The 25,038-nt window shown below is 59.6% G+C and carries 23 protein-coding genes and 1 pseudogene; 17 read left to right on the top strand and 7 right to left on the bottom strand.

Going from position 1 to position 25,038, the window contains the following annotated elements; translation table 11 throughout:
• Window positions 1–75: 75 nt before the first annotated feature.
• Window positions 76–1,218 carry an IS481 family transposase gene (locus tag ACZ9BE_RS17825; protein WP_122740574.1) on the bottom strand — a complete coding sequence of 381 codons (1,143 nt, stop codon included), beginning with the start codon at window positions 1,216–1,218 and terminating at the stop codon, window positions 76–78.
• 230 nt (window positions 1,219–1,448) lie between these two features.
• Between ACZ9BE_RS17825 and ACZ9BE_RS17820 the strand changes: the two genes are divergently transcribed.
• The 7 genes from ACZ9BE_RS17820 to ACZ9BE_RS17790 all read left to right on the top strand — a co-directional run bounded on the left by ACZ9BE_RS17820 (window position 1,449) and on the right by ACZ9BE_RS17790 (window position 9,760).
• Window positions 1,449–2,708, top strand: a complete 1,260-nt coding sequence (locus ACZ9BE_RS17820) for a D-mannose isomerase (protein ID WP_476249754.1) — start codon at window positions 1,449–1,451, stop codon at window positions 2,706–2,708.
• Window positions 2,709–2,826: 118 nt separating this feature from the next.
• A complete protein-coding gene (locus ACZ9BE_RS17815) occupies window positions 2,827–4,128 on the top strand; it encodes an ABC transporter substrate-binding protein (RefSeq protein WP_024014061.1) in 1,302 nt (433 codons plus the stop codon).
• A gap of 212 nt (window positions 4,129–4,340) precedes the next feature.
• Window positions 4,341–5,249, top strand: coding sequence for a carbohydrate ABC transporter permease (locus ACZ9BE_RS17810; RefSeq protein WP_042607263.1), 909 nt, complete (start codon window positions 4,341–4,343; stop codon window positions 5,247–5,249).
• On the top strand, window positions 5,242–6,087 hold the full coding sequence (locus ACZ9BE_RS17805; RefSeq protein ID WP_039758116.1) for a carbohydrate ABC transporter permease: 846 nt from the start codon (window positions 5,242–5,244) through the stop codon (window positions 6,085–6,087). Before ACZ9BE_RS17810 ends, ACZ9BE_RS17805 begins: the two co-directional genes overlap by 8 nt.
• A 2-nt stretch (window positions 6,088–6,089) precedes the next feature.
• Window positions 6,090–7,250 (top strand): ABC transporter ATP-binding protein, encoded by a 1,161-nt coding sequence (locus tag ACZ9BE_RS17800; RefSeq protein WP_041479770.1) that lies wholly within the window; start codon window positions 6,090–6,092, stop codon window positions 7,248–7,250.
• Between the two features lie 193 nt (window positions 7,251–7,443).
• Window positions 7,444–8,793, top strand: coding sequence for a carbohydrate porin (locus ACZ9BE_RS17795; protein WP_476249753.1), 1,350 nt, complete (start codon window positions 7,444–7,446; stop codon window positions 8,791–8,793).
• Between the two features lie 112 nt (window positions 8,794–8,905).
• The gene (locus tag ACZ9BE_RS17790; protein WP_095181488.1) at window positions 8,906–9,760 is read left to right on the top strand and encodes a D-hexose-6-phosphate mutarotase; all 855 of its coding nucleotides are present in this window, start codon (window positions 8,906–8,908) and stop codon (window positions 9,758–9,760) included.
• A gap of 207 nt (window positions 9,761–9,967) precedes the next feature.
• Here the strand turns inward: ACZ9BE_RS17790 and ACZ9BE_RS17785 are convergent, their stop codons facing one another.
• Entirely contained in the window at window positions 9,968–10,828 is an 861-nt protein-coding gene (locus ACZ9BE_RS17785) for a MurR/RpiR family transcriptional regulator (protein ID WP_169842436.1), read from the bottom strand.
• Window positions 10,829–11,054: 226 nt separating this feature from the next.
• Here ACZ9BE_RS17785 and zwf point away from each other — a divergent pair, with 226 nt between their 5' ends.
• The 4 genes from zwf to ACZ9BE_RS17765 all read left to right on the top strand — a co-directional run bounded on the left by zwf (window position 11,055) and on the right by ACZ9BE_RS17765 (window position 14,648).
• Window positions 11,055–12,521 carry a glucose-6-phosphate dehydrogenase gene (zwf, locus tag ACZ9BE_RS17780; protein WP_016773537.1) on the top strand — a complete coding sequence of 489 codons (1,467 nt, stop codon included), beginning with the start codon at window positions 11,055–11,057 and terminating at the stop codon, window positions 12,519–12,521.
• Window positions 12,508–13,221: a 6-phosphogluconolactonase gene (gene pgl / locus ACZ9BE_RS17775; RefSeq protein WP_150637499.1), complete on the top strand. Its 714-nt coding sequence runs from the start codon at window positions 12,508–12,510 to the stop codon at window positions 13,219–13,221. The genes zwf and pgl overlap by 14 nt, the downstream gene beginning before the upstream one ends.
• Window positions 13,222–13,238: 17 nt before the next feature.
• On the top strand, window positions 13,239–13,904 hold the full coding sequence (locus ACZ9BE_RS17770; RefSeq protein WP_056787965.1) for a bifunctional 4-hydroxy-2-oxoglutarate aldolase/2-dehydro-3-deoxy-phosphogluconate aldolase: 666 nt from the start codon (window positions 13,239–13,241) through the stop codon (window positions 13,902–13,904).
• A 171-nt stretch (window positions 13,905–14,075) separates the two neighbouring features.
• The gene (locus tag ACZ9BE_RS17765; RefSeq protein WP_150637501.1) at window positions 14,076–14,648 is read left to right on the top strand and encodes a peptidase associated/transthyretin-like domain-containing protein; all 573 of its coding nucleotides are present in this window, start codon (window positions 14,076–14,078) and stop codon (window positions 14,646–14,648) included.
• On the opposite strand, the gene ACZ9BE_RS17760 is transcribed toward ACZ9BE_RS17765, so the two are convergent.
• Both ACZ9BE_RS17760 and ACZ9BE_RS17755 read right to left on the bottom strand, forming a co-directional pair.
• Window positions 14,645–15,826: an aminotransferase class V-fold PLP-dependent enzyme gene (locus ACZ9BE_RS17760; RefSeq protein WP_476249752.1), complete on the bottom strand. Its 1,182-nt coding sequence runs from the start codon at window positions 15,824–15,826 to the stop codon at window positions 14,645–14,647. The genes ACZ9BE_RS17765 and ACZ9BE_RS17760 overlap by 4 nt on opposite strands.
• Before the next feature lie 30 nt (window positions 15,827–15,856).
• Complete coding sequence (locus ACZ9BE_RS17755) at window positions 15,857–16,093, bottom strand: DUF3820 family protein (RefSeq protein ID WP_003227425.1); 237 nt, start codon at window positions 16,091–16,093, stop codon at window positions 15,857–15,859.
• A gap of 206 nt (window positions 16,094–16,299) precedes the next feature.
• Here ACZ9BE_RS17755 and ACZ9BE_RS17750 point away from each other — a divergent pair, with 206 nt between their 5' ends.
• Window positions 16,300–16,767 (top strand): PA2169 family four-helix-bundle protein, encoded by a 468-nt coding sequence (locus ACZ9BE_RS17750; RefSeq protein ID WP_042607255.1) that lies wholly within the window; start codon window positions 16,300–16,302, stop codon window positions 16,765–16,767.
• Between the two features lie 140 nt (window positions 16,768–16,907).
• On the opposite strand, the gene ACZ9BE_RS17745 is transcribed toward ACZ9BE_RS17750, so the two are convergent.
• Both ACZ9BE_RS17745 and ACZ9BE_RS17740 read right to left on the bottom strand, forming a co-directional pair.
• A complete protein-coding gene (locus ACZ9BE_RS17745) occupies window positions 16,908–17,378 on the bottom strand; it encodes a MaoC family dehydratase (protein ID WP_003227420.1) in 471 nt (156 codons plus the stop codon).
• A 43-nt stretch (window positions 17,379–17,421) separates the two neighbouring features.
• Complete coding sequence (locus ACZ9BE_RS17740; RefSeq protein ID WP_206421681.1) at window positions 17,422–18,366, bottom strand: alpha/beta hydrolase; 945 nt, start codon at window positions 18,364–18,366, stop codon at window positions 17,422–17,424.
• 225 nt (window positions 18,367–18,591) lie between these two features.
• On the opposite strand from ACZ9BE_RS17740, the gene fadD2 reads away from it, so the two are divergent.
• A complete protein-coding gene (fadD2, locus tag ACZ9BE_RS17735; protein ID WP_024014054.1) occupies window positions 18,592–20,280 on the top strand; it encodes a long-chain-fatty-acid--CoA ligase FadD2 in 1,689 nt (562 codons plus the stop codon).
• A gap of 348 nt (window positions 20,281–20,628) precedes the next feature.
• A complete protein-coding gene (fadD1, locus tag ACZ9BE_RS17730; protein ID WP_024014053.1) occupies window positions 20,629–22,326 on the top strand; it encodes a long-chain-fatty-acid--CoA ligase FadD1 in 1,698 nt (565 codons plus the stop codon).
• A 252-nt stretch (window positions 22,327–22,578) separates the two neighbouring features.
• Here the strand turns inward: fadD1 and ACZ9BE_RS17725 are convergent.
• A pseudogene (locus ACZ9BE_RS17725) lies at window positions 22,579–22,958 on the bottom strand (hypothetical protein).
• 194 nt (window positions 22,959–23,152) lie between these two features.
• Here ACZ9BE_RS17725 and ACZ9BE_RS17720 point away from each other — a divergent pair.
• The 3 genes from ACZ9BE_RS17720 (at window position 23,153) to def (ending at window position 25,000) form a co-directional block, all read left to right on the top strand.
• Window positions 23,153–23,344 (top strand): CsbD family protein, encoded by a 192-nt coding sequence (locus tag ACZ9BE_RS17720; RefSeq protein WP_041479186.1) that lies wholly within the window; start codon window positions 23,153–23,155, stop codon window positions 23,342–23,344.
• A gap of 163 nt (window positions 23,345–23,507) precedes the next feature.
• Window positions 23,508–24,464 (top strand): YihY/virulence factor BrkB family protein, encoded by a 957-nt coding sequence (locus tag ACZ9BE_RS17715; RefSeq protein WP_041479188.1) that lies wholly within the window; start codon window positions 23,508–23,510, stop codon window positions 24,462–24,464.
• Window positions 24,461–25,000, top strand: a complete 540-nt coding sequence (gene def, locus ACZ9BE_RS17710) for a peptide deformylase (protein WP_076563914.1) — start codon at window positions 24,461–24,463, stop codon at window positions 24,998–25,000. Before ACZ9BE_RS17715 ends, def begins: the two co-directional genes overlap by 4 nt.
• Window positions 25,001–25,038: the final 38 nt, after the last annotated feature.

Genomic DNA, 25,038 nt, shown 5'->3' with positions numbered 1-25,038 from the left:
TCGGCCCCCTCTCCCTCCGGGAGTGTATGTACCGGGGACATGGTGGACACATGTTCGGAGACATGGTGGACGGTTTTAGATCTTCTTACCTGCCGTCACGATCTGCAAGTTCAAGTCGATTCGAGCGACACGATGTCTACTCCAGTAGACATCGTGGATACCGTCCTCCGTCGTCTCCCTGATCGCTATGCACCTGCCATAAAAAGCCTTCCCGATCTTGTATTCCCGATTCCTCCAGAAGATTTCGCCTCCCACCTGTACCTTCCTGACCACATCTGCGTCGTTGTACTCCGGCTCCGCCGGTTGCTCCTGATATTCCCGTGGGCTGCCACTGTAACGAGTCGCCGGCACCGCCATGCCCAGCGCCTGATGAGGGCGTTTCTGGTTGTAGATGTCGCGCCAGGTATCAAACGCCCGTTGTGCGTCGTCGAGATCGGTGAAAAACCGGCCTTGCAGGACTTCATTTTTCAGGCTGCGGTGGAAGCGCTCCAGTTTTCCCTGAGTCTGCGGGTGATAAGGCCGGGAGTGGCCGACCTTGATGCCCTGGCTCATCAGCCAGACTTCCAGCGCGGTGTAAACGCCTGTCTGATCGCCCCATGGCGAGCCGTTGTCCATCGTCATGCGCAACGGCAGGCCGTAGCGTCGAAACGACCGGATTAGATGGTCCTGTACCGTTTGGCGCTGTTCATTGGCACATGCGGCAATGCACAGCGAAAAGCGTGAGTGATCATCCAGGGCTGTGAATGGATGACAACGTCCGTGGCTCAGACTGAAATGTCCCTTGAAGTCGATCTGCCATAGATCGTTAGGCGCCTCGTGCTCAAAGCGGATAAATGGTTTGATCTCGGCAGCCTTTGGATCAACACGCGAATGACGCTGCAAAACCGCATGCACCGTGCTGACGGAGGGCATCACAGCGCCTTCATCTTCCAGCACGCGCTTGAGCTTGCGGGCGCCCCAAGCCTCGTATTGCTGACTCATGGTCAAAATTTGCTGCTCAACCTCATCAGCACAACGTTTGGGGGATGTTTTTGGTCGCCGGGACTGATCGTGCAAGCCCTCTGCACCCGAGGTTTCAAACCTGTTGAGCCATTTGTAGGCAGTACTTGGGCTGATATTGAATCGACGGCAAAGCTGCCGAATATTCACCCCTTCTTGCCGAGCCAAATGAACAAACTCTGTACGAAGTTGCATGGTGGATGCCTCTTGCCAGGACACAGGTCATTTCCTTGATGATGAGCAATGTGCCTATTAAAAAGTGTCCACCATGTCTCCGAACACCTGTCCACCATGTGTCCGGTACATACAGGGAGAGGGTTGGGGTGAGGGTGCTTTTGCTCTTCTCTTTTGTCACGAGCCAGTGACAAACCCCGTCCCCTTCGTTACAAGCCCGCCCCGGCCCGTTGTTTAGACTGCCCGCAGTCCTAACAACAAAAAAGGGTCACGCCATGGACACCTTTCATCCAGACTTCAGCAGTTGGCTGAACGCCCCTGCCCACCAGCAATGGCTAGCCGCCGAAGGCCTGCGTCTGCTGGATTTCGCCAAGGCATCACGACTGCCCGAAGGCTTCGGCAACCTCGACGAACGCGGCCGTTTGCCGGCGCACGCACGAGCCGAAACCATGAACACCGCGCGCATGACCCACAGTTTCGCCATGGCGCACATTCAGGGCCTGCCGGGGTTTGCCGAGCTGGTCGACCACGGTATCGCCGCGTTGCGCGGGCCGCTGCGTGATGCGCTGCATGGCGGCTGGTTTGCGGTTGCCCAGCATCGTGACGACAACACCGGCAAGAACGCCTATCTGCACGCCTTTGTCGCACTCGCCGCCAGCTCTGCCGTGGTCGCGCAACGGCCCGGCGCCCAAGCTTTGCTCGATGACGCAATCGACATCATCGACACTTATTTCTGGAGCGAAGAAGAGGGCGCCATGCGCGAATTCTTCAACCGCGACTGGAGCGAAGAAGAAGCCTATCGCGGCGCCAACAGCAACATGCACGCGACCGAAGCATTCCTCGCGCTGGCCGATGTCACCGAAGATCCGCGCTGGCTGGTGCGCGCCCAGCGCATCGTCGAGCGGGTGATCCATGGCCACGCTGCAGCCAACGATTACATGGTCATCGAACACTTCGATCGCGACTGGCAACCGCTGCGCGAATACAACCATGACAACCCCGCCGACGGTTTCCGTCCTTACGGCACCACGCCGGGCCATGGTTTCGAATGGGCGCGCTTGCTCCTGCACCTTGAAGCCGCGCGGGTGCAGGCCGGCATGCTGACGCCGGGCTGGCTGGCCGTCGATGCGCAAAAACTCTTCGAAAACAATTGCCGCCACGGCTGGAATGTCGATGGCGCGCCGGGCATCGTCTACACCCTCGACTGGCACAACAAAGCCGTGGTCCGCCATCGTCTGCACTGGACGCATGCCGAAGCCAGCGCCGCCGCCAGTGCCTTGCTCAAACGCACCGGCGACGCGCAATACGAAACCTGGTACCGGCTGTTCTGGGAGTTCTGCGAGACGAATTTCATCGACCGCTGCAACGGCAGTTGGCACCACGAACTCAATCCGCAGAATGTGCCAAGTGCCGATATCTGGCCGGGTAAACCCGATCTGTATCACGCCTGGCAGGCTGTGTTGATTCCGCGATTGCCGCTGGCGCCGAGCATTGCCACGGCTTTGGCGCAGTTGTCCTGGCCTGTGCCTGTGTAACCATGTCGTGACATTTACGCGTCCCTTCGTTACCTGCGAAGCGAAACGCTCTGTTTAAACTCCGTGCAGCGCAAGCACCAGACTTGCAATGCATAACAACAAGAAAGGTACATCTCGAATGAATGCGATTTCTCGCCTCGCTACTGTCATTTCTGTCGCCTCCCTGTTCCCGCTCGCAATCCTGCCGCTCAGTGTCTCCGCCGCCGATTCCAAAGGTTCGGTCGAAGTCGTGCACTGGTGGACTTCCGGTGGCGAAAAAGCCGCTGTCGATGTGCTCAAGGCCCAAGTCGAAAAAGACGGTTTCACCTGGAAGGACGGCGCCGTTGCCGGTGGTGGCGGTGCGACTGCCATGACCGTGCTGAAAAGCCGTGCCGTTGCCGGCAACCCGCCAGGCGTAGCGCAGATCAAAGGCCCGGACATCCAGGAATGGGCGTCGACCGGCCTGCTCGACACCGACGTTTTGAAAGACGTCGCCAAGTCGGAAAAGTGGGACAGCCTGCTCGACAAGAAAGTCTCCGATACCGTGAAGTACGACGGTGATTACGTGGCCGTGCCGGTGAACATTCACCGCGTGAACTGGCTGTGGATCAATCCGGAAGTCTTCAAGAAAGCCGGCATCACCAAGAATCCAACCACCCTCGAAGAGTTCTATGCAGCCGGCGACAAGCTGAAAGCGGCGGGCTTCATTCCGCTCGCCCACGGCGGTCAGCCTTGGCAGGACAGCACCGTGTTCGAAGCCGTGGTGCTCTCGGTCATGGGCGTGGATGGCTACAAGAAAGCCCTGGTTGATCTCGACAACAAAGCGCTGACCGGCCCGGAAATGGTCAAGGCGCTCACTGAGCTCAAGAAAGTCGCGACCTACATGGACGCTGACGGCAAAGGCCAGGACTGGAACCTCGAAGCGGCCAAGGTCATCAACGGCAAGGCCGGCATGCAGATCATGGGTGACTGGGCCAAGTCCGAATGGACCGCCGCCAAGAAAGTCGCCGGCAAGGACTACGAGTGCGTAGCGTTCCCGGGCACTGACAAGGCGTTCACCTACAACATCGACTCGCTGGCCGTGTTCAAGCAGAAGGATGCAGGCACTGCGGCCGGTCAGCAGGACATCGCCAAAGTCGTGCTGGGTGAGAACTTCCAGAAAGTCTTCAGCATCAACAAAGGCTCGATCCCGGTGCGCAACGACATGTTGAACAACATGGACAAGCTCGGCTTCGACTCCTGCGCACAGACCGCTGCCAAAGACTTCCTGGCGGACGCCAAGTCCGGCGGCCTGCAACCAAGCATGGCGCACAACATGGCGACCACGCTGGCGGTGCAGGGCGCGTTCTTTGACGTAGTCACCAACTACATCAACGACCCGAAAGCCGACCCGGCCGATGCGGCGAAGAAACTCGGCGCGGCAGTTCAGTCGGCCAAGTAATGCTTGGCCCCTGTAGGAGTGAGCCTTTGTGGTGAGGGGATTCATCCCCGATGGGTTGCGAAGCGACCCCGGAAAGTTGCAGCGGTGCAGTGTCTGAAATACCGCATGTAATGATTTCGCGACTGCTGCGCAGTCGATCGGGGACATCCCCTCGCCACAGGGCTCACTCCTGCAAGGGAATGCTTTCGTAAACCCTTATTGTGGATTTCCCCATGAGTTCTGTTGCTGTGTTCAGCAAGGCCTCGCCGTTCGATGCATTGCAGCGCTGGCTACCGAAACTGGTGCTGGCGCCGAGCATGTTCATCGTGCTGGTGGGCTTCTATGGCTACATCCTGTGGACGTTCATTCTGTCGTTCACCACCTCGACCTTCCTGCCCAACTACAAGTGGGCCGGTCTGGCGCAATACGCGCGGTTGTTCGACAACGATCGCTGGTGGGTGGCGAGCAAGAACCTCGCCGTGTTCGGCGGCATGTTCATCGGCATTACCCTGGTGATCGGTGTGTTGCTGGCGGTGTTCCTCGATCAGCGCATCCGTCGCGAAGGCTTTATCCGCACCATTTACCTGTACCCGATGGCGCTCTCGATGATCGTCACCGGTACCGCATGGAAATGGCTGCTCAACCCGGGCATGGGCCTGGACAAATTGTTGCGTGACTGGGGCTGGGAAGGCTTCCGTCTGGACTGGCTGATCGACCCCGATCGCGTGGTCTACTGCCTGGTGATCGCCGCTGTGTGGCAAGCCTCGGGCTTCATCATGGCGATGTTCCTCGCCGGCCTGCGTGGCGTTGATCAATCGATCATCCGTGCCGCGCAGATCGACGGCGCGAGCATGCCGCGCATCTACTGGAAAGTCGTACTGCCAAGCCTGCGTCCGGTGTTCTTCAGTGCGGTGATGATCCTCGCGCACATCGCGATCAAGAGCTTCGACCTGGTTGCGGCAATGACTGCCGGCGGCCCGGGTTATTCCTCCGACCTGCCAGCGATGTTCATGTATTCCTTCACCTTCAGTCGCGGCCAGATGGGCATGGGCTCGGCCAGTGCGATTCTGATGCTCGGTGCGATCCTCGCGATCATCGTGCCTTACCTGTACTCCGAGCTGAGGACCAAGCGTAATGACTAGTCTTGCTGCCAAACCCGCTATCAGCTTGAGCCGCATCGCAATCTACGCGGTGCTGATCCTTGCGGTGTTTCTGTATCTGGTGCCGCTGGTGGTGATGTTGCTGACCAGCTTCAAGACCCCGGAAGACATCAGCACCGGCAACCTGCTGAGCTGGCCGACCGTGGTCAGCGGCATTGGCTGGGTCAAGGCCTGGGCCACGGTTGACGGCTACTTCTGGAACTCGATCAAGATCACCGTACCGGCCGTCATCATCTCCACCGCCATCGGTGCGTTGAACGGTTACGTGCTGTCGATGTGGCGCTTCCGTGGTTCGCAGTTGTTCTTCGGTCTGCTGCTGTTCGGCTGCTTCCTGCCGTTCCAGACCGTGCTGCTGCCGGCCTCGTTCACCCTCGGCAAGATGGGCCTGGCGAGCACCACCACCGGCCTGGTGTTCGTGCACGTGGTTTACGGTCTGGCGTTCACCACACTGTTCTTCCGCAACTACTACGTGAGCATTCCCGATGCGCTGGTCAAGGCTGCGCGTCTGGATGGCGCGGGTTTCTTCACGATTTTCCGCCGCATCATTCTGCCGATGTCGACGCCGATCATCATGGTCTGCCTGATCTGGCAGTTCACCCAGATCTGGAACGACTTCCTGTTCGGTGTGGTGTTCTCCAGCGGTGATTCGCAACCGATCACCGTGGCGCTGAACAACCTGGTCAACACCAGCACCGGCGCCAAGGAATACAACGTGGATATGGCAGCGGCGATGATCGCCGGCCTGCCGACCCTGCTGGTCTATGTGGTCGCAGGCAAGTATTTCGTGCGCGGGCTGACGGCCGGCGCGGTCAAGGGGTAATCATGGCTACGCTTGAACTTCGCAACGTAAACAAGACCTACGGGGCCGGCCTGCCGGACACCCTGAAGAACATCGAACTGTCGATCAAGGACGGTGAATTCCTGATCCTCGTCGGCCCGTCGGGCTGCGGCAAATCGACCTTGATGAACTGCATCGCCGGTCTGGAAACCATCACCGGCGGCGCGATCATGATCGGTGATCAGGACGTCAGCGGCATGAGCCCCAAGGATCGCGACATCGCCATGGTGTTTCAGTCCTACGCGCTGTACCCGACCATGAGCGTGCGCGAGAACATCGAGTTCGGCCTGAAGATCCGCAAGATGCCGCAGGCGGCGATCGACGAAGAAGTCGCCCGCGTGGCCAAGCTGTTGCAGATCGAACACCTGCTCAATCGCAAACCGGGCCAGCTCTCCGGTGGTCAGCAACAGCGCGTGGCGATGGGCCGTGCACTGGCGCGGCGGCCGAAGATCTACCTGTTCGACGAACCGCTGTCGAACCTCGACGCCAAGCTGCGCGTCGAGATGCGTACCGAAATGAAACTGATGCACCAGCGTCTGAAAACCACCACGGTCTACGTGACCCACGACCAGATCGAAGCGATGACCCTGGGCGACAAGGTGGCGGTGATGAAGGACGGCATCATTCAGCAGTTCGGCACGCCGAAAGACATCTACAACGACCCGGCCAACCTGTTCGTCGCAAGCTTCATCGGTTCGCCGCCGATGAACTTCATCCCCCTGCGTTTGCAGCGCAAGGACGGTCGCCTGCTGGCGCTACTCGACAGCGGCCAGGCGCGCTGCGAATTGCCGATGAGCATGCAGGACGCCGGCCTCGAAGATCGCGAAGTAATCCTCGGCCTGCGCCCGGAGCAGATTGTTCTGGCGAATGGCGAGGGCAATGGTCTGCCGAGCATCCGTGCCGAAGTGCAGGTCACTGAACCGACCGGTCCGGACACGCTGGTGTTCGTCAATCTGAATGACACCAAGGTCTGCTGCCGACTGGCGCCGGACGTGGCACCGCAGGTGGGCGAAAGCCTGACGCTGCAGTTCGATCCATCGAAAGTGTTGTTGTTCGACGCCAATACCGGCGAGCGTCTGGGCGTTGCGGGCCAGGTGCAGACAGAGACCCGGTCGGCGAATGTGGCGCAGTTCAAAGGCCGCTGAAGTACAAAATGTGGGAGCGAGCCTGCTCGCGAAAGCGGTCTGACATCCAGCATTGATGTCGCCTGATACACCGCATTCGCGAGCAGGCTCGCTCCCACAGGGGGCAAGCAGTGCCCGGCCTGTCGAGCACTGCACTTTATGTAAACCGCGTTAGATAAAAACAGTTAATAACAATAAAGACGAGGATGTAGGGATGAAAAAGAAACACGTCAATGCCCGGTTGATCTGCCAGGTTTCAGCGGCAGCTGCACTGGTGCTGGCCGGTAATGCAATGGCGGCGGATGCGTTCAGCTCCGACTCCAAGTGGATGACCGGCGACTGGGGCGGCGAGCGCACCAAGCTGATCGAGCAGGGTATCGACATCAAGGCCGACTACGTTGGCGAGATGGGCGCCAACCTGAACGGTGGCTACAACGACGACAAGACTGCGCGTTATGCCGACCAGTTCGGTCTGGGCGTGGCCCTCGACCTGCAGAAGCTGTGGGGCTGGGACAACACCCAGGCGAAGATCCAGCTGACCAATCGTAACGGCTACAACATCTCCAACGACCGCGTTGGCGATCCGCGTGCCGGCACCCTCAGCTCCTCGCAGGAAGTCTACGGCCGTGGCCACATGGTGCGTCTGACCCAACTGTGGATTCAGCACCAGTTCTTCGACAACAAGCTCGACGTCAAGGCCGGTTACTTCGGCGAAGGCGAAGACTTCAACACCTTCCCGTGCGACTTCCAGAACCTGGCGTTCTGCGGTTCGCAAGTGGGTAACTGGGCGACCAACATCTGGTACAACTGGCCCGTCAGCCAGGCCGCGATCCGTGTGAAGTACAACATCAACGACGAGCTCTACGCGCAGATCGGTGCGTACAACCAGAACCCGTCGCAACTGGAACACGGCAACGGCTTCAAGCTCAGCGGCAGCGGCACCAAAGGTACCGTGCTGCCGGTTGAGTTGGTCTGGTCGCCGAAGGTCAACAGCCTGCCGGGCGAATACCGCGTCGGTTACTACAAGAGCACGGCCGATGCCGACGACGTTCGCGAAGACGTCAACGGTTTCGATGCGGCAACCACCGGTGATGACTACAAGTCGCACAACAGCAAAAGCGGTTACTGGTTCGTTGCGCAACAGCAACTCACCAGCCACAACGGTGATGCGACTCGCGGTCTGAACATCGCCGCCAACGCGACCTTCCACGACAAGGACACCAACTTCATCGACAACTACCAGTCGGTGATGTTTGTCTACAAAGGCCCGTTCGATGCGCGTCCGAAGGATGACATCGGTATCGGCGCGGCGCGTATCCACGTCAACAAGGACGTCAAGCGCAACGCTGAACTGCTGAACGCTTCCAACGGTGTGTCCGACTACGACAACGCCGCGTTCTCGCCGATTCGTGAAACCGAATACAACTACGAGCTCAACTACGGCATCCATGTCACCAACTGGCTGACCGTGCGTCCCAACCTGCAATACATCACCCATCCGGGCGGTGTGGATGAAGTCGATAACGCTTTGGTCGCTGGCCTGAAAATTCAGTCAACGTTCTGACGCGTCTGCGATAAGCTCCTCTCTATGTGCGCATTTTGCGGACAGCCCAGGCTGTCCGCTTTTTTTTGGAGGGTTCGCGCCGCCCATGAAAGTTGATTCGGAACCGTAGCCAATGCCTGAGCATCCGCTGCAACGCTTCTTCAAATCCCTGCGCGAGCGACCGGTGTTCGCCTGGGAGCGCTATCAGATGCGCGACGTGTTGGTGATCGATCATCCGCTGTGTCAGGCGGTGTTCAGTCGTCAGGGCGCGCAGTTGCTGCACTTTCAGCCGCGTGGGCAGAAGCCGTGGTTGTGGTGCGCGGCGAAGTGGCCGCATGTCGGCGCGATTCGCGGTGGCGTGCCGGTGTGCTGGCCGTGGTATGGCCGTCATCCGAGCGAAAACGCCTGGCCGTCGCACGGTTGGGCGCGTCTGCTCGACTGGAAGTTGCTCGACAGTAGCAGCGCCGAAGATGGCGTGCGCCTGCACTGGCAACTGCAGCTGTGCGATTGGCAGGTCGACCTGCACGCGCACCTGGGCGAACGCATGGAATTACGCCTGAGCACCGAGCATCAGGACGACATGCCGTGTCAGTTGAGCCAGGCTTTGCACGCTTACTGGCGTATAGGCGATGTTGGTGAGATAGCGCTGTCTGGCCTCGAAGGCGCTCAGGGTTATGACCAGTTGAATCGTCAGGTTTGCCAGCAGGAAGGCGAGTTGCGGGTCGATGGCGGCTGTCAGCGGGTGTTCCAGCATGACGGCGAATTGCAGCTCAAGGATCACGCCTGGCAGCGCGAGTTGTGCATCGATACCGGTGACAGCGGCGACACCGTCGTCTGGCATCCCGGCGCGCGGCCGTTGCTGGGGGTGAGTTGGGACGAGATTTCCGAATTCGTCTGCGTGGAGGCAGCGGCGGGTGGCACGGACAGCCTGCACCTGGCGCCGGGGGAGAAGGCGCATTTGAGTTTGCAGGCGTGGGCGGCGGCTTAGTGCGTCAAGTACACCGATACCCTCACCCTAGCCCTCTCCCAGAGGGAGAGGGGACCGAATGGGGGATGCTCAAGAATTACGCCGACGTGAAAGTGCAGTTCTGAATCCATAATCGACTGGATATTTCAGGTCAATGTACCGCGCAAGACACCTCGGTCGGCTCCCTCTCCCTCCGGGAGAGGGCTGGGGTGAGGGGGCTTTTGATCTTTAGTTGAATTCATCCCCAACCGGATACCGGCTGGCATTCAAACTCTCTTTGATCTTGCGCAGATGCGGCTGGAAATCCACGCCACGGCGCAAGGTCATTCCCGTTGCCAGCACATCCAGCACGGTCAACTGAATGATCCGCGAGGTCATGGGCATATAAATGTCGGTGTCTTCCGGCAGTGGAATGTTCAGGCTCAGGGTACTGGCTTTGGCCAGTGGTGAATTCTCCGCTGTCAGGCCCAAAACCGAAGCACCGTTCTCCCGGGCGATTCGCGCCACTTCCACCAGTTCGCGGGTACGCCCGGTGTAGGAAATGATCACGAACAGCTCGCCGGTGTGCGCCACCGAGGCAATCATCCGCTGCATCAGCACATCGGCGTGGGCAGTGACAGCGAGGTTGAAGCGGAAGAACTTGTGCTGCGCATCCAGCGCCACCGGGGCCGAAGCGCCGAGGCCGAAGAAGTGGATCTGCCGGGCCTGGATCAACAGGTCGACGGCGCGGCTGATCAGGTTCGGGTCGAGCGCCTGGCAAGCACTGTCCAGGGAAGCGATGGCGCTGCCGAAAATCTTCTGCGTGTACGCCTCGGGATTGTCGTCGGCCTCGACCGCGCGGCTGACATACGCCGCACCACTGGCCAGGCTCTGGGCCAATTGCAGCTTGAGTTCGGGGTAGCCGCTGACACCGAACGAGCGGCAGAAACGGTTGACCGTCGGTTCGCTCACCGAGGCGGCCTGGGCGAGGGCGGCGATGCTGAAGCGGGTGGCCTGCTGCGGATTGAGCAGAATCACCTCGGCGACCTTACGTTCGGCCTTGTTCAGCTCTTCAAGGCGACTCTGGATCTGTTCCAGTAAATTTCGCACGCGGTCCATATGGAATTCCTGATTCACCGACGCAGAGTTGCGTCGGGCTATGCAAATTGGGCCTTTGATATGGCCCGTGACGGTGGCCTATCCTACTGATGCGTCCGGGCGACCACCACTCGGATTGAGTATTCTGCGAAAATGTTGTGGTTATTACTACATTTTCCCTTGAGTGATGCCTTGAAAAAAGGTATTTGTAGCTTAACTTGATAAAAGAACAAACATCATGCCTTCCATTACGGTTGAACCGTGCACCTTTGCCTTGTTCGGCGCGCTTGGCGATCTGGCCCTGCGCAAGCTGTTTCCTGCCCTGTATCACCTTGACGGTGCCGACCTGCTGCACGAGGACACGCGCATCATCGCGCTGGCCCGTGAGCCCGGCAGCGAGCAGCAGCACATGGCGTTCATCGCCGCCGAATTGCGCCGTTATGTCGGCAAAGAGCTGAACGAAACCGTGGCCGAGCGCTTCCTCGCGCGCCTGACCTATCTGCATGTCGACTTCCTCAAGGCTGAGGATTACGTGGCGCTGGCGGAACTGGCCGGCAGCAGCCAGCGCATGATTGCCTACTTCGCCACCCCGGCGGCGGTGTACGGCGCGATCTGCGAGAACCTCGAGAAAGTCGGTCTGGCCGAAAACACCCGTGTGGTCCTGGAAAAGCCGATCGGTTCTGACCTTGAGTCCTCGCGCAAGGTCAACGACGCAGTAGCGCAGTTCTTCCCGGAAGACCGCACCTACCGCATCGACCACTATCTGGGCAAAGAGACCGTTCAGAACCTGATCGCCCTGCGTTTCGCCAACAGCCTGTTCGAAACCCAGTGGAACCAGAATTACATCTCCCACGTGGAAATCACCGTGGCCGAGAAGGTCGGCATCGAAGGCCGCTGGGGCTATTTCGACAAGGCCGGCCAACTGCGCGACATGATCCAGAATCACCTGTTGCAGCTGCTCTGCCTGATTGCCATGGACCCGCCGGCCGACCTGTCCGCCGACAGCATCCGTGACGAAAAGGTAAAAGTGCTCAAGGCGCTGGCGCCGATCAGTCCGGAAGGCCTGACCACACAAGTGGTGCGCGGCCAGTACATCGCCGGCCACAGCGAAGGCAAATCCGTTCCGGGTTACCTCGAAGAACCGAATTCCAATACCCAGAGCGACACCGAAACCTTCGTCGCCCTGCGTGCCGACATCCGCAACTGGCGCTGGGCCGGCGTGCCGTTCTACCTGCGTACCGGCAAGCGCATGCCGCAGAAGCTGTCGCAGATCGTCATCCACTTCAAGGAACCGTCGCACTACATCTTCGCCCCGGAGCAACGCCTGCAGATCAGCAACAAACTGATCATCCGCCTGCAACCGGACGAAGGCATTTCCTTGCGCGTGATGACCAAAGAGCAGGGCCTGGACAAGGGCATGCAACTGCGCAGCGGGCCGCTGCAACTGAATTTCTCCGACACCTGGCGTAGCGCGCGGATCCCCGATGCCTACGAGCGGTTGTTGCTGGAAGTGATGAACGGCAATCAGAACCTGTTTGTCCGTAAAGATGAAATCGAAGCCGCGTGGAAGTGGTGTGACCAGCTGATTGCCGGGTGGAAGAAATCCGGCGACGCGCCCAAGCCTTATGCGGCCGGGTCGTGGGGGCCGATGAGCTCCATTGCTTTGATCACGCGGGACGGGAGGTCGTGGTATGGCGATATCTGATGTGCAACTGCCGACGGGTGTGACTGCCCGCGAATTCAACAGCCCGGTGCTGCTGGCTGAAGGCCTGGCGCTGAACGTTGCCAATCAACTGAGCGACGCCATTGCCGCGCGCGGCAACGCGGTGCTGGTGGTGTCCGGCGGGCGCAGCCCGGTAGCGTTTTTCCAGCACCTGGCCAAGCAGGAGCTGGACTGGTCGAAGGTCGTTGTGACCCTGGCCGACGAACGCTGGGTACCGGTGGAACATGCCGACAGCAATGCCGGCCTGCTCAAGCAGTATCTGCTTAAAGGCCCGGCAGCCAAGGCGCAGTTCCTCAGCCTCTACAGCGCGGCGGCCAACGTCGAGCAGGCTGCTGAACAGGCCGATCGTCTGCTCGGCGAACTGCCGCCGATCGACGTGCTGGTGCTGGGCATGGGCGATGACGGCCACACCGCATCGCTGTTCCCCGACAGCCCGAACCTCGCCGAAGCCCTGCAAGCCGATGGCACGCGCCGTTGCTGGCCGATGCTGGCGCCAAGCGTGCCGCGTCAGCGCCTGACCATGAGCCGCGCGCTGCTGGCCTCGGCCCGGCACAAGATTCTGTCGATTTCCGGTCAATCGAAACTGACCACCCTGAATGCCGCGCTGGCATCCGATGACGTTGCGGCCATGCCGGTGCGCGCGTTTCTGCAACCTACGTTAGAGATTTACTGGTGCCCATGAGCCAAGGAACAGCCGCTATGACAACCCCATCCCCGACCGTTTCCATGGCGGACAAAGTTGCCCTGATCGACAGTCTCTGCGCCAAGGCGCGGATCCTGCCGGTGATCACCATCGCTCGCGAACAGGACGTGCTGCCGCTGGCCGACGCCCTCGCCGCCGGTGGCCTGACTGCGCTGGAAGTGACCCTGCGTTCGCAGTTCGGCCTCAAGGCCATTCAGATCCTGCGCGAACAGCGCCCGGAACTGATGACCGGTGCCGGCACCGTGCTCGACCGCAACATGCTCGCAGCGGCGGAAGCGGCAGGCTCGCAGTTCATCGTCACCCCGGGCATCACCCGCGACCTGCTCGAAGCCAGCGTCGACAGCCCGATTCCGCTGTTGCCGGGCATCAGCAACGCCTCGGGGATCATGGAAGGCTACGGTCTGGGCTATCGCCGCTTCAAGCTGTTCCCGGCGGAAGTCAGCGGTGGCGTGGCGGCAATCAAGGCCCTCGGCGGCCCGTTCGGCGAAGTGAAATTCTGCCCGACTGGCGGCGTCGGCCCGGCCAATATCAAGAGCTACATGGCGCTGAAAAACGTCATGTGCGTGGGCGGTAGCTGGATGCTTGATCCGGAGTGGATCAAGAACGGCGACTGGTCCCGCATTCAGGAATGCACTGCCGAAGCCTTGGCGCTGCTGGACTGATCGTTACCCGACACTTCGTTGTGTGCTTTACGGCTTTATGGTGCGCTTGGTCGGCGCACCTTTTTTTTGCGCTGAAAAAAATTGCCGGTACATGCGGCGATACATAGTTACTGCACGCTGACTTTTTCACGGGGTTAATCTGCGTCCATCTTATGGAAGAGAGAACGCCTCATGGACGACCTTCAGTCTCTGACCCTTACGCCACAATCCCGTTATCAACCGAAGCAACTTCCCCTCGGCCGGCCCGCAGCTGAATCTCAAGTGCGCAATATCAGCCAAGGTGTCCAAGGCTTGCCGCTGGTCCTGCGTCTGTCGCTGGTCGATGCGATGACCAGCGAGCCGGTCATCGGCGCGCTGGTGCGCATTCAACAGCGTGTCGATGGCGACACCAGCCTGGGCGGCAGTCAATCGACCGACAGCCATGGCATCGTCCGTTTCACCAGTGTCTATCCGGACCGACTGGCGCACGGCGCTGCTTGCCTGAAGCTGAACGTATTCATTCCCGGCGACGAAGCAGGAGCGCAAGCTCACCACGAGGCCTGGGCCGGCACCTTGCACGTCCCAGGCCGCTGCGGCTGTGAAGGTGCCGCCGAGGACGCCTTGCGGTTGGTGTTGCAGCCGATCGCCGGCGCGGATCTTGAAGACGGTGCTTTCGCCTGCCAGACCCTCGGCATCGACACCTTTGCCGTGTCGTCGCAACTTGGCCTGGAAGGCTACGAAAAAAACTCCGGAGCGCCGTTCTAGCGCAGCTCGTTCAATGCGTGGACCAACTGCTCCATCTCGCCAGCCGTGGTGGTCAGCCCCGGGGTGATGCGAATGCACGGCCCGCACGCGGCGCCGGTGCGCACCACGGTGAACAGGTTGAACTCTCTGAGCAGACGCTCGGCCATGGCCTGCTGATCGGCATGCCGGGTGAAGCGCAGCGCGGTGATCCCGCAATACAGTTGCGGGTCGTCCGGCGTCAGCACCTCGATGCCCGGCAGGTGCCGGACCCGGCTGACCCACAGGTTGCGCAGGTAACTCAGGCGTGGGCTTTTGGCGGCGGCGCCGCCGAGCGCGTCGTGCTCTTCGAACACCAGCGGCAAGGTCATCAGCGCCGGGATGTTCGGCGTGCTGTACGAGGTCCGCGCGCGAATATCGCTGACCGGGTAATGCATCTCGCCCATGTCCGGATCGATATCAGCCAGACGCTGCGGGGCGATATAGATGAAGCCAAGGGTCAGCGGCGCGCCGATCCATTTGTGCAGGTTGTAACCGGCGAAAGCGATGCCCAACGCTTGCAGGTCGAATTCAATCTGGCCGAGGGCGTGGGCACCGTCGAGGATGATGTCGACGCCATGCTCTTTGGCCAATGCGGCGATGGCCTGCACCGGCATGACCAGACCGGTGCGATGGGTGACGTGGGTCAGGGCCATCAGTTTGAGTTTTGGATGGCTGACGAAAGCCTCGCGGTAGCTTTCCAGCAGGCTGTCGAAACTGGCGGGATGGTGGTGGGCAATTTCGATGACCTCCACGCCACGCTGCTTCGCCAGCCAGCGCATGGCGCCCTTGACCGTGTCGTACTCGAGGTCGCAGATCAGTACCTGATCACCCGGTTGCAGACGATTGTAATTGCGGATCAGCGATTGCAGGCCTTCGGTGGCATTGCGGGTCAGGGCCACGCTTTGCGCGCGGACGCCAATCAGTTCGGCCAGTTGCGCGCGGATCTCGAGGTTGTCGTGCTGTTCAAAGCGCTGGCGTGCATAAATCGAGTTGCTGGCGTTGATCAGCTCGATGTTGCGCTGGTATTCCTCGATCACTGTGCGCGACATGCGCCCGAAGTAACCGTTTTCCAGGTTGACCGGGCCGGGCTGCACATCGTATCGGTCGGCAAAGGTTTGCCAGAAGGCTTCGTCACGGGCGCGGCGGGTGTTGTCAGGCATGGTCGGCAAGGCTCAAGAGGGAAGGGCGCGTCAGTGGCGCGGGGCGGGTTTGCCGTGTTTGGCGCGCAGCGGCTCGAGCAGGTCGGACAGGCCGTTATGGTCAATCTCCTGCATCAGCGCCAGCAGGCCACCGAGTTCACCGTGGGGAAAGCCTTCACGGGCAAACCAGTTCAGATAGGGGCCAGGCAGGTCGGCAATGATCCGCCCTTTGTACTTGCCGAAGGGCATTTCGCGGGTGATCAGCAGTTCGAGTTTTTCCGGATTCATCAGCACGCTTCATCGATTCACATCACAGCCTGGAAAATACAGGCATTCTGCATGCAGGCCAAATGACAGATCATGCAAAAAACCAGCATGCAGATGGTTCAATCTTTTGTAAGTCACTGAAAAATAAGGTTCTATTATCAATAAGCAAACTGGCACGCACACTGCAATATCCCTTGCATCTTCAACCAACCGCAAGGAATTGGAAAATGACTGACGTAAACAAAGAATCCATCTCGGTACTCAATGACCTGATCGAAACCTCCAAGGACGGTCAGGAAGGTTTCAAGACTTGCGCCGAAGACATCAAGCACCCAGAGCTGAAAAGCCTGTTTGTGACTCGCGCAGCTGATTGCGCCGCTGCCGCAGCTGAGCTGCAAGCGGCCGTTCGTTCGCTGGGCGGCGATCCGGAAACTTCCACCAGCGTGAGCGGTGACCTGCACCGTCGCTGGGTCGACGTGAAAGCCATGTTCACCGGCAAAGACGAAGAGGCTGTGCTGAACGAAGCCGAGCGCGGTGAAGACCATGCCCTGAAGGCTTACAAAGAAGCGCTGGAAAAAATCACCAAGCACAATCTGGTGGGTATTCGTGACCTGGTTGAGCGTCAGTACCACGGCGTACAACGCAACCACGACCAGGTGAAAGCCCTGCGTAATCAGGCTCGTGCGAACTCGTAAGAGTTAGTCGGCTGAAAAAAAACGCCAGCTTGTCTGGCGTTTTTTGTGCGCGTCTGGAAAGCAAAGATCGCAGCCTGCGGCAGCTCCTACAGGGGAATGAATTCCAAAGTAGGAGCTGCCGCAGGCTGCGATCTTTTCGATCAACCGATACTGATCGCCGGCAATGTCGGCAACGTCACCGTCTGCTGTTTGCGCGGCGCGAGAATCTCCGCCTCGCCATCCACTACCAATTCATCACGCTGATTGAATACGCGAGTGGCAATGCGCACGCGGAATTTCGGCAGTTTCTCCAGAATTTCAAGACGCACCGTCAGCGTGTCGCCGATCTTCACCGGCTTCTGAAAGCTCATCTGCTGACCGATATAAATGGTGCCCGGCCCAGGCAATTCGCATGCAACGGCGGCGCTGATCAGCGCACCGCTGAACATGCCGTGGGCGATGCGCTCCTTGAACATGCTGGCGGCGGCAAACTCGGCGTCCAGATGTACCGGGTTGTGGTCGCCTGACATCGCGGCGAACAGCTGAATGTCGCGCTCTTCGACAGTCTTGCTGTAGCTGGCGGTCTGGCCGACTTCGAGGGCTTCGTAAGGGATGTTGGTAACCTGGGTCATCGGTTTCGATTCCTGTGACGGATTTCAGTCAATCCACAAAAAATTATTCGCTGCGCTGCGGGCGCCGGTGGCTCAGGGCCTGGTCGATCCAGGCGAGCACATCGGTGGTCACTTCGTCGCGATTACTTTCATTGAACAATTCGTGCCGGGCCTGCGGGTAGATCTTCAGTTGCAGGTGCTGGCTGCCGGCCCTGCGCAAGGCATTGGCCAGATCTGTCAGACGCTTGCCCTCGCTCACCGGATCACATTCGCCGCCAATCACCAGCAGCGGCAGGCCCGGGTCGATCTGCGCGAGATTGGACGCTTTGCTGATTTGCTGCAAGCCGCCGAGCAGGTCGATCCACAGCTGATTGGTGCAGCGAAAGCCGCACAACGGGTCGGCGGCGTACTTGTCGACTTCGGCCGGATCACGGCTCAGCCAGTCGAAACGGGTGCGCACCGGTTTGAATTTATTGTTGAACGAGCCGAACGACAGCCACTCGATCAACGCACTGCGGCCCTTGCCGCCCTGGCGCAGTTTTTCCAGCCGGGCGATCTGCCGCGCGACGCGATAGAGGGCCACCGGCTGGAAATTCGAGCCGCTGAGAATCGCCCCGTGCAGACTGGCGCTGTGGTGCAACAAATAGCCTTGGGCGATGTAGCTGCCCATGCTGTGGCCGAGCAGGATGATCGGCACGCCGGGATGTTGCTGGCCGATGTGCTGGTTGAGGCTGGCCAGATCGCCAACGACCTTGCACCAGCCGTCGTCATCGGCGAAATGGCCAAGGGTGCCGTTGTCGGCGGTGCGACCATGGCCGCGCAGATCCGGGGCGTACACGCCATAGTCTTTGTCGCAAAACGTGTCGGCGAGCCGCGCGTAGCGAGCGCTGTGTTCGGCCATACCATGGGCCAGCAGAATCACCGCTTTCAATGGCGTGGCCGGTAGCCAGCGGTTGACGTACAGGCGGCTGCGGTCACTCGCGTCCAGCCAGAAGGTGTCGTGGGTCATGGCGATTCCTTTGCTCAGCATCGCCACAGTGTATAGCGCGTCTGATCAGCTCACGCCACGGCAGGAAGATTCACGGGATCAATGAGGGCTTGCGTCATATTTGCCTCAATGGCCATAGCTGCTAGTGTCCGTGAAGCTCCGCTTTGTGCTTTTCGCCTTCCATGGACGAAGCAGAAACGACAGAAAGCGGCTCCCGGATCGGCTCAGGTAAAGAGGACAAGAACAATGCAACCTGATTTCTGGAATGACAAACGCCCGGCCGGCGTACCGCTGGACATCGACATGGGCGAGTTCAAGTCGGTCATCGAAGTGTTTGAGCGTTCCTGCAAGAAGTTCGCTGACCGCCCGGCGTTCAGCAGCATGGGCATCACCCTGACCTACGCCGAACTCGAACGCCAGAGTGCGGCGTTCGCCGGTTACCTGCAGGCCCATACCGATCTGGTGCCGGGGGATCGCATTGCGGTGCAGATGCCCAACGTCCTGCATTATCCGATTGCCGTGTTCGGCGCGCTGCGCGCCGGGCTGATCGTGGTCAACACCAACCCGTTGTATACGCCGCGCGAGATGCGCCACCAGTTCAAGGATTCCGGCGCACGCGCGCTGGTCTACCTGAATCTGTTCGGACAGAAAGTCCAGGAAGTGCTGCCCGACACCGACATCCAATATTTGATCGAAGCGAAGATGGGCGACCTGATGCCCACCGCCAAAGGCTGGCTGGTCAACACCGTGGTCAGCAAAGTGAAGAAACTGGTGCCCGAGTATTCGCTGCCGCAAGCCACTTCGTTCAAAAGTGCGCTGCGCATGGGGCGTGGTCTGGGCATCAAGCCGCTGAACGTCGGCCTCGATGACATCGCCGTGCTGCAATACACCGGCGGCACCACCGGCCTGGCCAAGGGCGCGATGCTCACCCACGGCAATCTGGTGGCGAACATGCAGCAGGTGCGCGCCTGTCTGGCTCAGCTCGGCCCGGACGGTCAACCGCTGTTGCGCGAAGGCCAGGAGGTGATGATTGCGCCGCTGCCGCTGTACCACATCTATGCCTTCACTGCGAATTGCATGTGCATGATGGTGTCCGGCAACCACAACGTGTTGATCTCCAATCCGCGCGACATCGCCGGCTTCATCAAGGAACTGAAAAACTGGCGTTTCTCGGCGCTGCTGGGTTTGAACACCTTGTTCGTTGCGCTGATGGATCATCCCGATTTCAAGACCCTGGACTTCTCCAGCCTGAAGCTGACCAACTCCGGCGGCACCGCGCTGGTCAAGGCCACCGCCGAGCGCTGGGAGCAGATGACCGGTTGCCGTATCACCGAAGGCTACGGCCTGACCGAAACCTCGCCAGTGGCCTGCACCAACCCCTACGGCGACCAGTCGCGCCTGGGCACTGTCGGCCTGCCGGTGCCGGGCACGCTGGTGAAAATCATCAACGATGACGGCGTCGAACAGCCACTGGGCGAACGCGGCGAGCTGTGCATCAAAGGCCCGCAGATCATGAAGGGCTACTGGAACAAACCCGAAGCCACCGCCGAAGTGCTGGACGCCGAGGGCTGGTTCAAGTCCGGCGATATCGCCGTGATCGACCCGGACGGTTTCGTGCGCATCGTCGATCGCAAGAAGGACATGATCATCGTCTCCGGCTTCAACGTTTATCCCAACGAAATCGAAGACGTGGTCATGGCCCACCCGAAAGTCGCTAACTGCGCGGTCATCGGCGTGCCGGACGAGCGTTCGGGAGAGGCGGTGAAGCTGTTTGTGGTGGCGCGGGAGAGCGGGGTCAGCCTGGAAGAGCTGAAGGCTTACTGCAAAGAGAATTTCACGGCCTACAAGGTGCCGAAACACATCGTGTTGCGTGAGTCGTTGCCGATGACGCCTGTAGGGAAAATTCTGCGGCGCGAGTTGCGGGATATCGCATAAAGGTTACGAGCGAAAAGATCGCAGCCTTCGGCAGCTCCTACAGGAAACGCATTCCAAATGTAGGAGCTGCCGAAGGCTGCGTTCTTTTGCTTTTACACCCCATGACTACGGGGCTTTCACAGGGTAATAGGATTTTTGCTCTAAAATGACCGCTGGCAAGTCTTGAGTCATCAATATGACTGTAGGGGCCTCTTTTGGCTCTGGTCGACCCTTGGCAAAGCTGCTACTCTCGGCGCGCTTTGTGACTTCTCGGCCTGTAAAACGCCGGATTCACCAATACAAAACACACACCAATAATAATCGCATCAAATGCGGTGAAGAATTCGCGTTGCTGAGGAGTGGGCTTCCATGATCGAAGACTTTTGGAAGGATAAGTACCCGGCTGGAATCGCAGCCGAGATCAATCCAGACGAGTATCCGAACATTCAGGCAGTGTTGAAGCAATCCTGCCAACGCTTCGCCAACAAACCGGCTTTCAGCAACCTCGGCAAGACAATCACCTACGGTGAGCTGTACGAGCTGTCCGGTGCCTTTGCCGCGTATCTGCAACAGCATACCGACTTGCAGCCCGGTGATCGAATCGCCGTGCAACTGCCCAACGTCCTGCAGTACCCGGTCGCGGTCTTCGGTGCCATTCGCGCCGGGCTGATCGTGGTCAACACCAACCCGCTGTACACCGCGCGGGAAATGGAACACCAATTCAACGACTCCGGCGCCAAGGCCCTGGTGTGCCTGGCGAACATGGCGCACCTGGCCGAAGCCGTGGTGCCGAAGACCGGCGTCAAGCACGTCATCGTCACCGAAGTCGCCGACTTGCTGCCGCCGATCAAGCGCCTGCTGATCAACAGCGTCATCAAGTACGTGAAGAAAATGGTCCCGGCCTATCACTTGCCCAAAGCCATCAAGTTCAACGACGTCCTGAGCAAAGGCCACGGCCAGCCAGTGGCCGAAGCCAATCCGGACAGCGGCGATGTCGCAGTGCTGCAATACACCGGCGGCACCACCGGCGTGGCCAAGGGCGCGATGCTGACGCACCGCAACCTGGTCGCCAACATGCTGCAATGCAAGGCGCTGATGGGCTCCAACCTCAACGAAGGCTGCGAGATCCTGATCACGCCGCTGCCGCTGTATCACATCTATGCGTTCACCTTTCATTGCATGGCGATGATGCTAATCGGCAACCACAACATCCTGATCAGCAACCCGCGCGACCTGCCGGCGATGGTCAAGGAACTGTCGAAGTGGAAGTTCAGCGGTTTCGTCGGTCTGAACACGCTGTTCGTGGCGCTGTGCAACAACGAAGGTTTCCGCAAACTGGATTTCTCCGCGCTGAAAGTTACCCTGTCCGGCGGCATGGCCCTGCAATTGGCGGCGGCCGAGCGCTGGAAAGCCGTGACCGGTTGCGCCATCTGCGAAGGCTACGGCATGACCGAAACCAGCCCGGTGGCCACGGTCAACCCGATCCAGCACATCCAGATCGGCACCATCGGCATTCCGGTGCCGTCGACCCTGTGCAAAGTCATCGACGATGCCGGTGTCGAACAGCCGCTGGGCGAGATCGGCGAGCTGTGCGTCAAAGGCCCGCAAGTGATGAAGGGCTACTGGCAGCGTCAGGAAGCCACCGATGAAATGCTCGACAGCGACGGCTGGCTGAAAACCGGTGACATCGCGCTGATCCAGCCGGACGGCTACATGCGCATCGTCGATCGCAAGAAAGACATGATTCTGGTGTCTGGCTTCAACGTCTATCCGAACGAACTGGAAGACGTGCTGGCGACTTTGCCGGGCGTGTTGCAGTGCGCGGCGATCGGTGTGCCGGACGAGAAATCGGGTGAGGCGATCAAGATTTTCATCGTCGCCAAACCGGGCGTGACCCTGACCAAAGAGCAGGTCATGGACCACATGCGCGCCAACGTTACCGGCTACAAAGTGCCGCGCTCGGTGGAATTCCGCGATGCGCTGCCGACCACCAACGTCGGCAAGATCCTGCGCCGCGAATTGCGGGATGAAGAGCTGAAGAAGATCAAGGCCAAGTCTGCCGCGTAAATAAAAAGCCCCGCAGATGCGGGGCTTTTTGTTGGGAAAGATTGGTGATTTGCAGCGTCTGGTAAATCCTACCCCCTCACCCCAACCCTCTCCCCCAAGGGGGCGAGGGGGAAGGGAGCCGATCTTCAAACTTTTCAGAACCTGAGTTCGGCTCGATATTTCAGGTCGGCGTATTCCGTAAGAACAACCCGGTCGGTCCCCTCTCCCTCTGGGAGAGGGCTAGGGTGAGGGGAAGGGCTGACGCCACAAATCCTACTGACGAAACGGCGCAAAATTCACGTTGGTCCCCGCCGGTCGCATGTCCTGCAGATAAGAATCCTTGTCCGCACTCAATTCCAGGCTCAGCGCCGCCTTGCGCTTGCCTTCGTTGCGAATCACCAGGCCTTCGAGCTTTTCGCGCAGGAACACCGTCGGCACTTTCAGGTGCAGCAACTCATCGGTGGCCGGGGTGTGTGCAGCAGCAAGTGAATCCACTCGTACTGACCGATGGCCAGACGCGACACCGGCAGGTCGAACCACCAGATATTGCGGTTGCGGTTCAGTTCGGCGAAGTGGCAGTTGTTGGTGCCGAGCACGGCGCCGCCCAGTTCCTGGTTGCGACGGGCGATGGCCTGGGTTTTATTGAGCTTCATGACATTCCTGCGAATCGGTGTGCCGGGCGCGACACCCGTAGGCTGAGCATTCTCGGGGCAACGCCGGCAAACATAAAGCGCAACCTGCGCGCCACGACGAAATGCCGGCAAAATAAATGAAACTCGGCGCAAAGCGCACCGGTCAATCGTTACGTAATGACTTTTCTTCCCTATATGCATCACGGAGAAACACCATGAGTAGCACAGGCGATAAAGTAAAAGGCATGGCCAACGAAGCCGTCGGTAACGTCAAGCAAGGCGTCGGCAAGGTCACTGACAACGACAAGCTGCGCGCCGAAGGCAAGGTTCAAGAGAAAAAAGGCGAAGCCCAGCAAGCGGTTGGCAACGCCAAGGACGCTGTGAAAAAAGGCGTCGACAAGGCGTAAGCGAGCCTTGAACGAATCACACGAGCGGCCATCCAAGGATGGCCGTTTTTGTATCAGAATCCTGCGGTCATCCGCCGAAGGATCGCCAAGTAGGCTACCTTGAGGTAAAAAACGGCCCCTGAGTCGCCACGACTTCAACCTTTTGCGGCGCAAGGAGACGCGAATGATATTTCCGGACATGAAAGGTCTGCCCCTGCACCGGGTGATGGTGCGCACGGTCACTGAGTTCGTCGATGACGAAATGTCGACCTACGCCTCGGCGCTGGCCTACCAGATGCTGTTCTCGCTGTTTCCGTTCATTCTTTTCCTGATTGCCCTGATCGGTTTCCTGCACCTGCCGGACTTCTTTTCTTGGCTGCGTCTGCAATCTGAACTGGTGCTGCCACCGCAGGCACTGGAGCAGGTCAACCCGGTGATCGACCAGTTGCAGCAATCCAAGGGTGGCCTGCTGTCCATCGGTATCGTCATCGCGCTGTACACCGCGTCCGCCGGCGTGCGCCTGATGATGAGCGCAATGAATGCCGCCTACGACGTGGTCGAAGGCCGGCCGATCTGGAAGCGCTTCCCGTTATCGATCGTCTACACCGTCGGCATCGCCGGCATGCTGCTGATCGCCGCTGCGCTGATGGTGCTCGGGCCGCAGGTGATGGGCTGGATTGCCGCACAAGTGGGGCTGGAATACTTCATCGTCACGGTGTGGACGATCGCCCGCTGGCCGGTGATCGTGATTCTGATGATGGTCGCGGTGGCGCTGATCTATTACGTGATGCCCGACGTCAAACAGGAATTCCGTTTCATCACCCCGGGTTCGGTGCTGGCCGTGGTGGTGTGGATCCTCGCCTCGTTGGGGTTTGCCTTTTACGTGAAAACCTTCGCCAACTACAACGCGATGTATGGCAGCATCGGGGCGATCATCGTGCTCTTGCTGTATTTCTACATCTCCTCCGCAGTCCTGTTGCTTGGCGCGGAAATGAATGCAGTGATCGAGCACATGTCCGCCGAAGGCAAGGAAAAGGGCGAAAAAGCCCCTGGCGAGCCTGACGAATCCCCCAAACAACACGTCTCGGGCCTGGGCCGCGATCATTCGCTCAAGCCGGACACTGATGAAGCGCGACCATGATTCGTGAAATTCTGAAAATGGGTGACGAACGCCTGCTGCGCATCGCCGCGCCGGTACCACCGGAAATGTTCAACAGCGCCGAGCTCTGGCAACTGATCGATGACATGTTCCAGACCATGGAAAGCGTCGGCGGCGTTGGCCTCGCGGCGCCGCAGATTGGCGTCGACCTGCAACTGGTGATCTTCGGCTTCGAACACAGCGAGCGTTACCCGGACGCCGAAGCAGTGCCGCAGACGATCCTGATCAATCCGCTGATCACACCGTTGAATCCGTTGATGGAAGAGGGCTTTGAGGGTTGTCTGTCGGTGCCGGGCCTGCGCGGCGCGGTGGAGCGCTATCAGCAGATTCGCTACGAAGGCTTTGATCCCAAGGGCGAGCCGATCGTGCGAGTGGCCTCGGGGTTTCATGCACGGGTGGTGCAGCATGAATGCGATCACCTGATCGGCCGGCTGTATCCGTCGCGGATTACCGATTTCAGCAAGTTCGGCTTTACCGAAGTGCTGTTTCCGGACCTTGATCCCAACGCTGACGACTGATTGTCAGAACACCATCACCCCCTGTGGGAGCGAGCCTG

This window comes from Pseudomonas sp. TE9122 (assembly GCF_056278925.1).
Note: the sequence above shows the minus strand (reverse complement) of the source record. Positions and strands in the feature narration are given on the sequence as shown.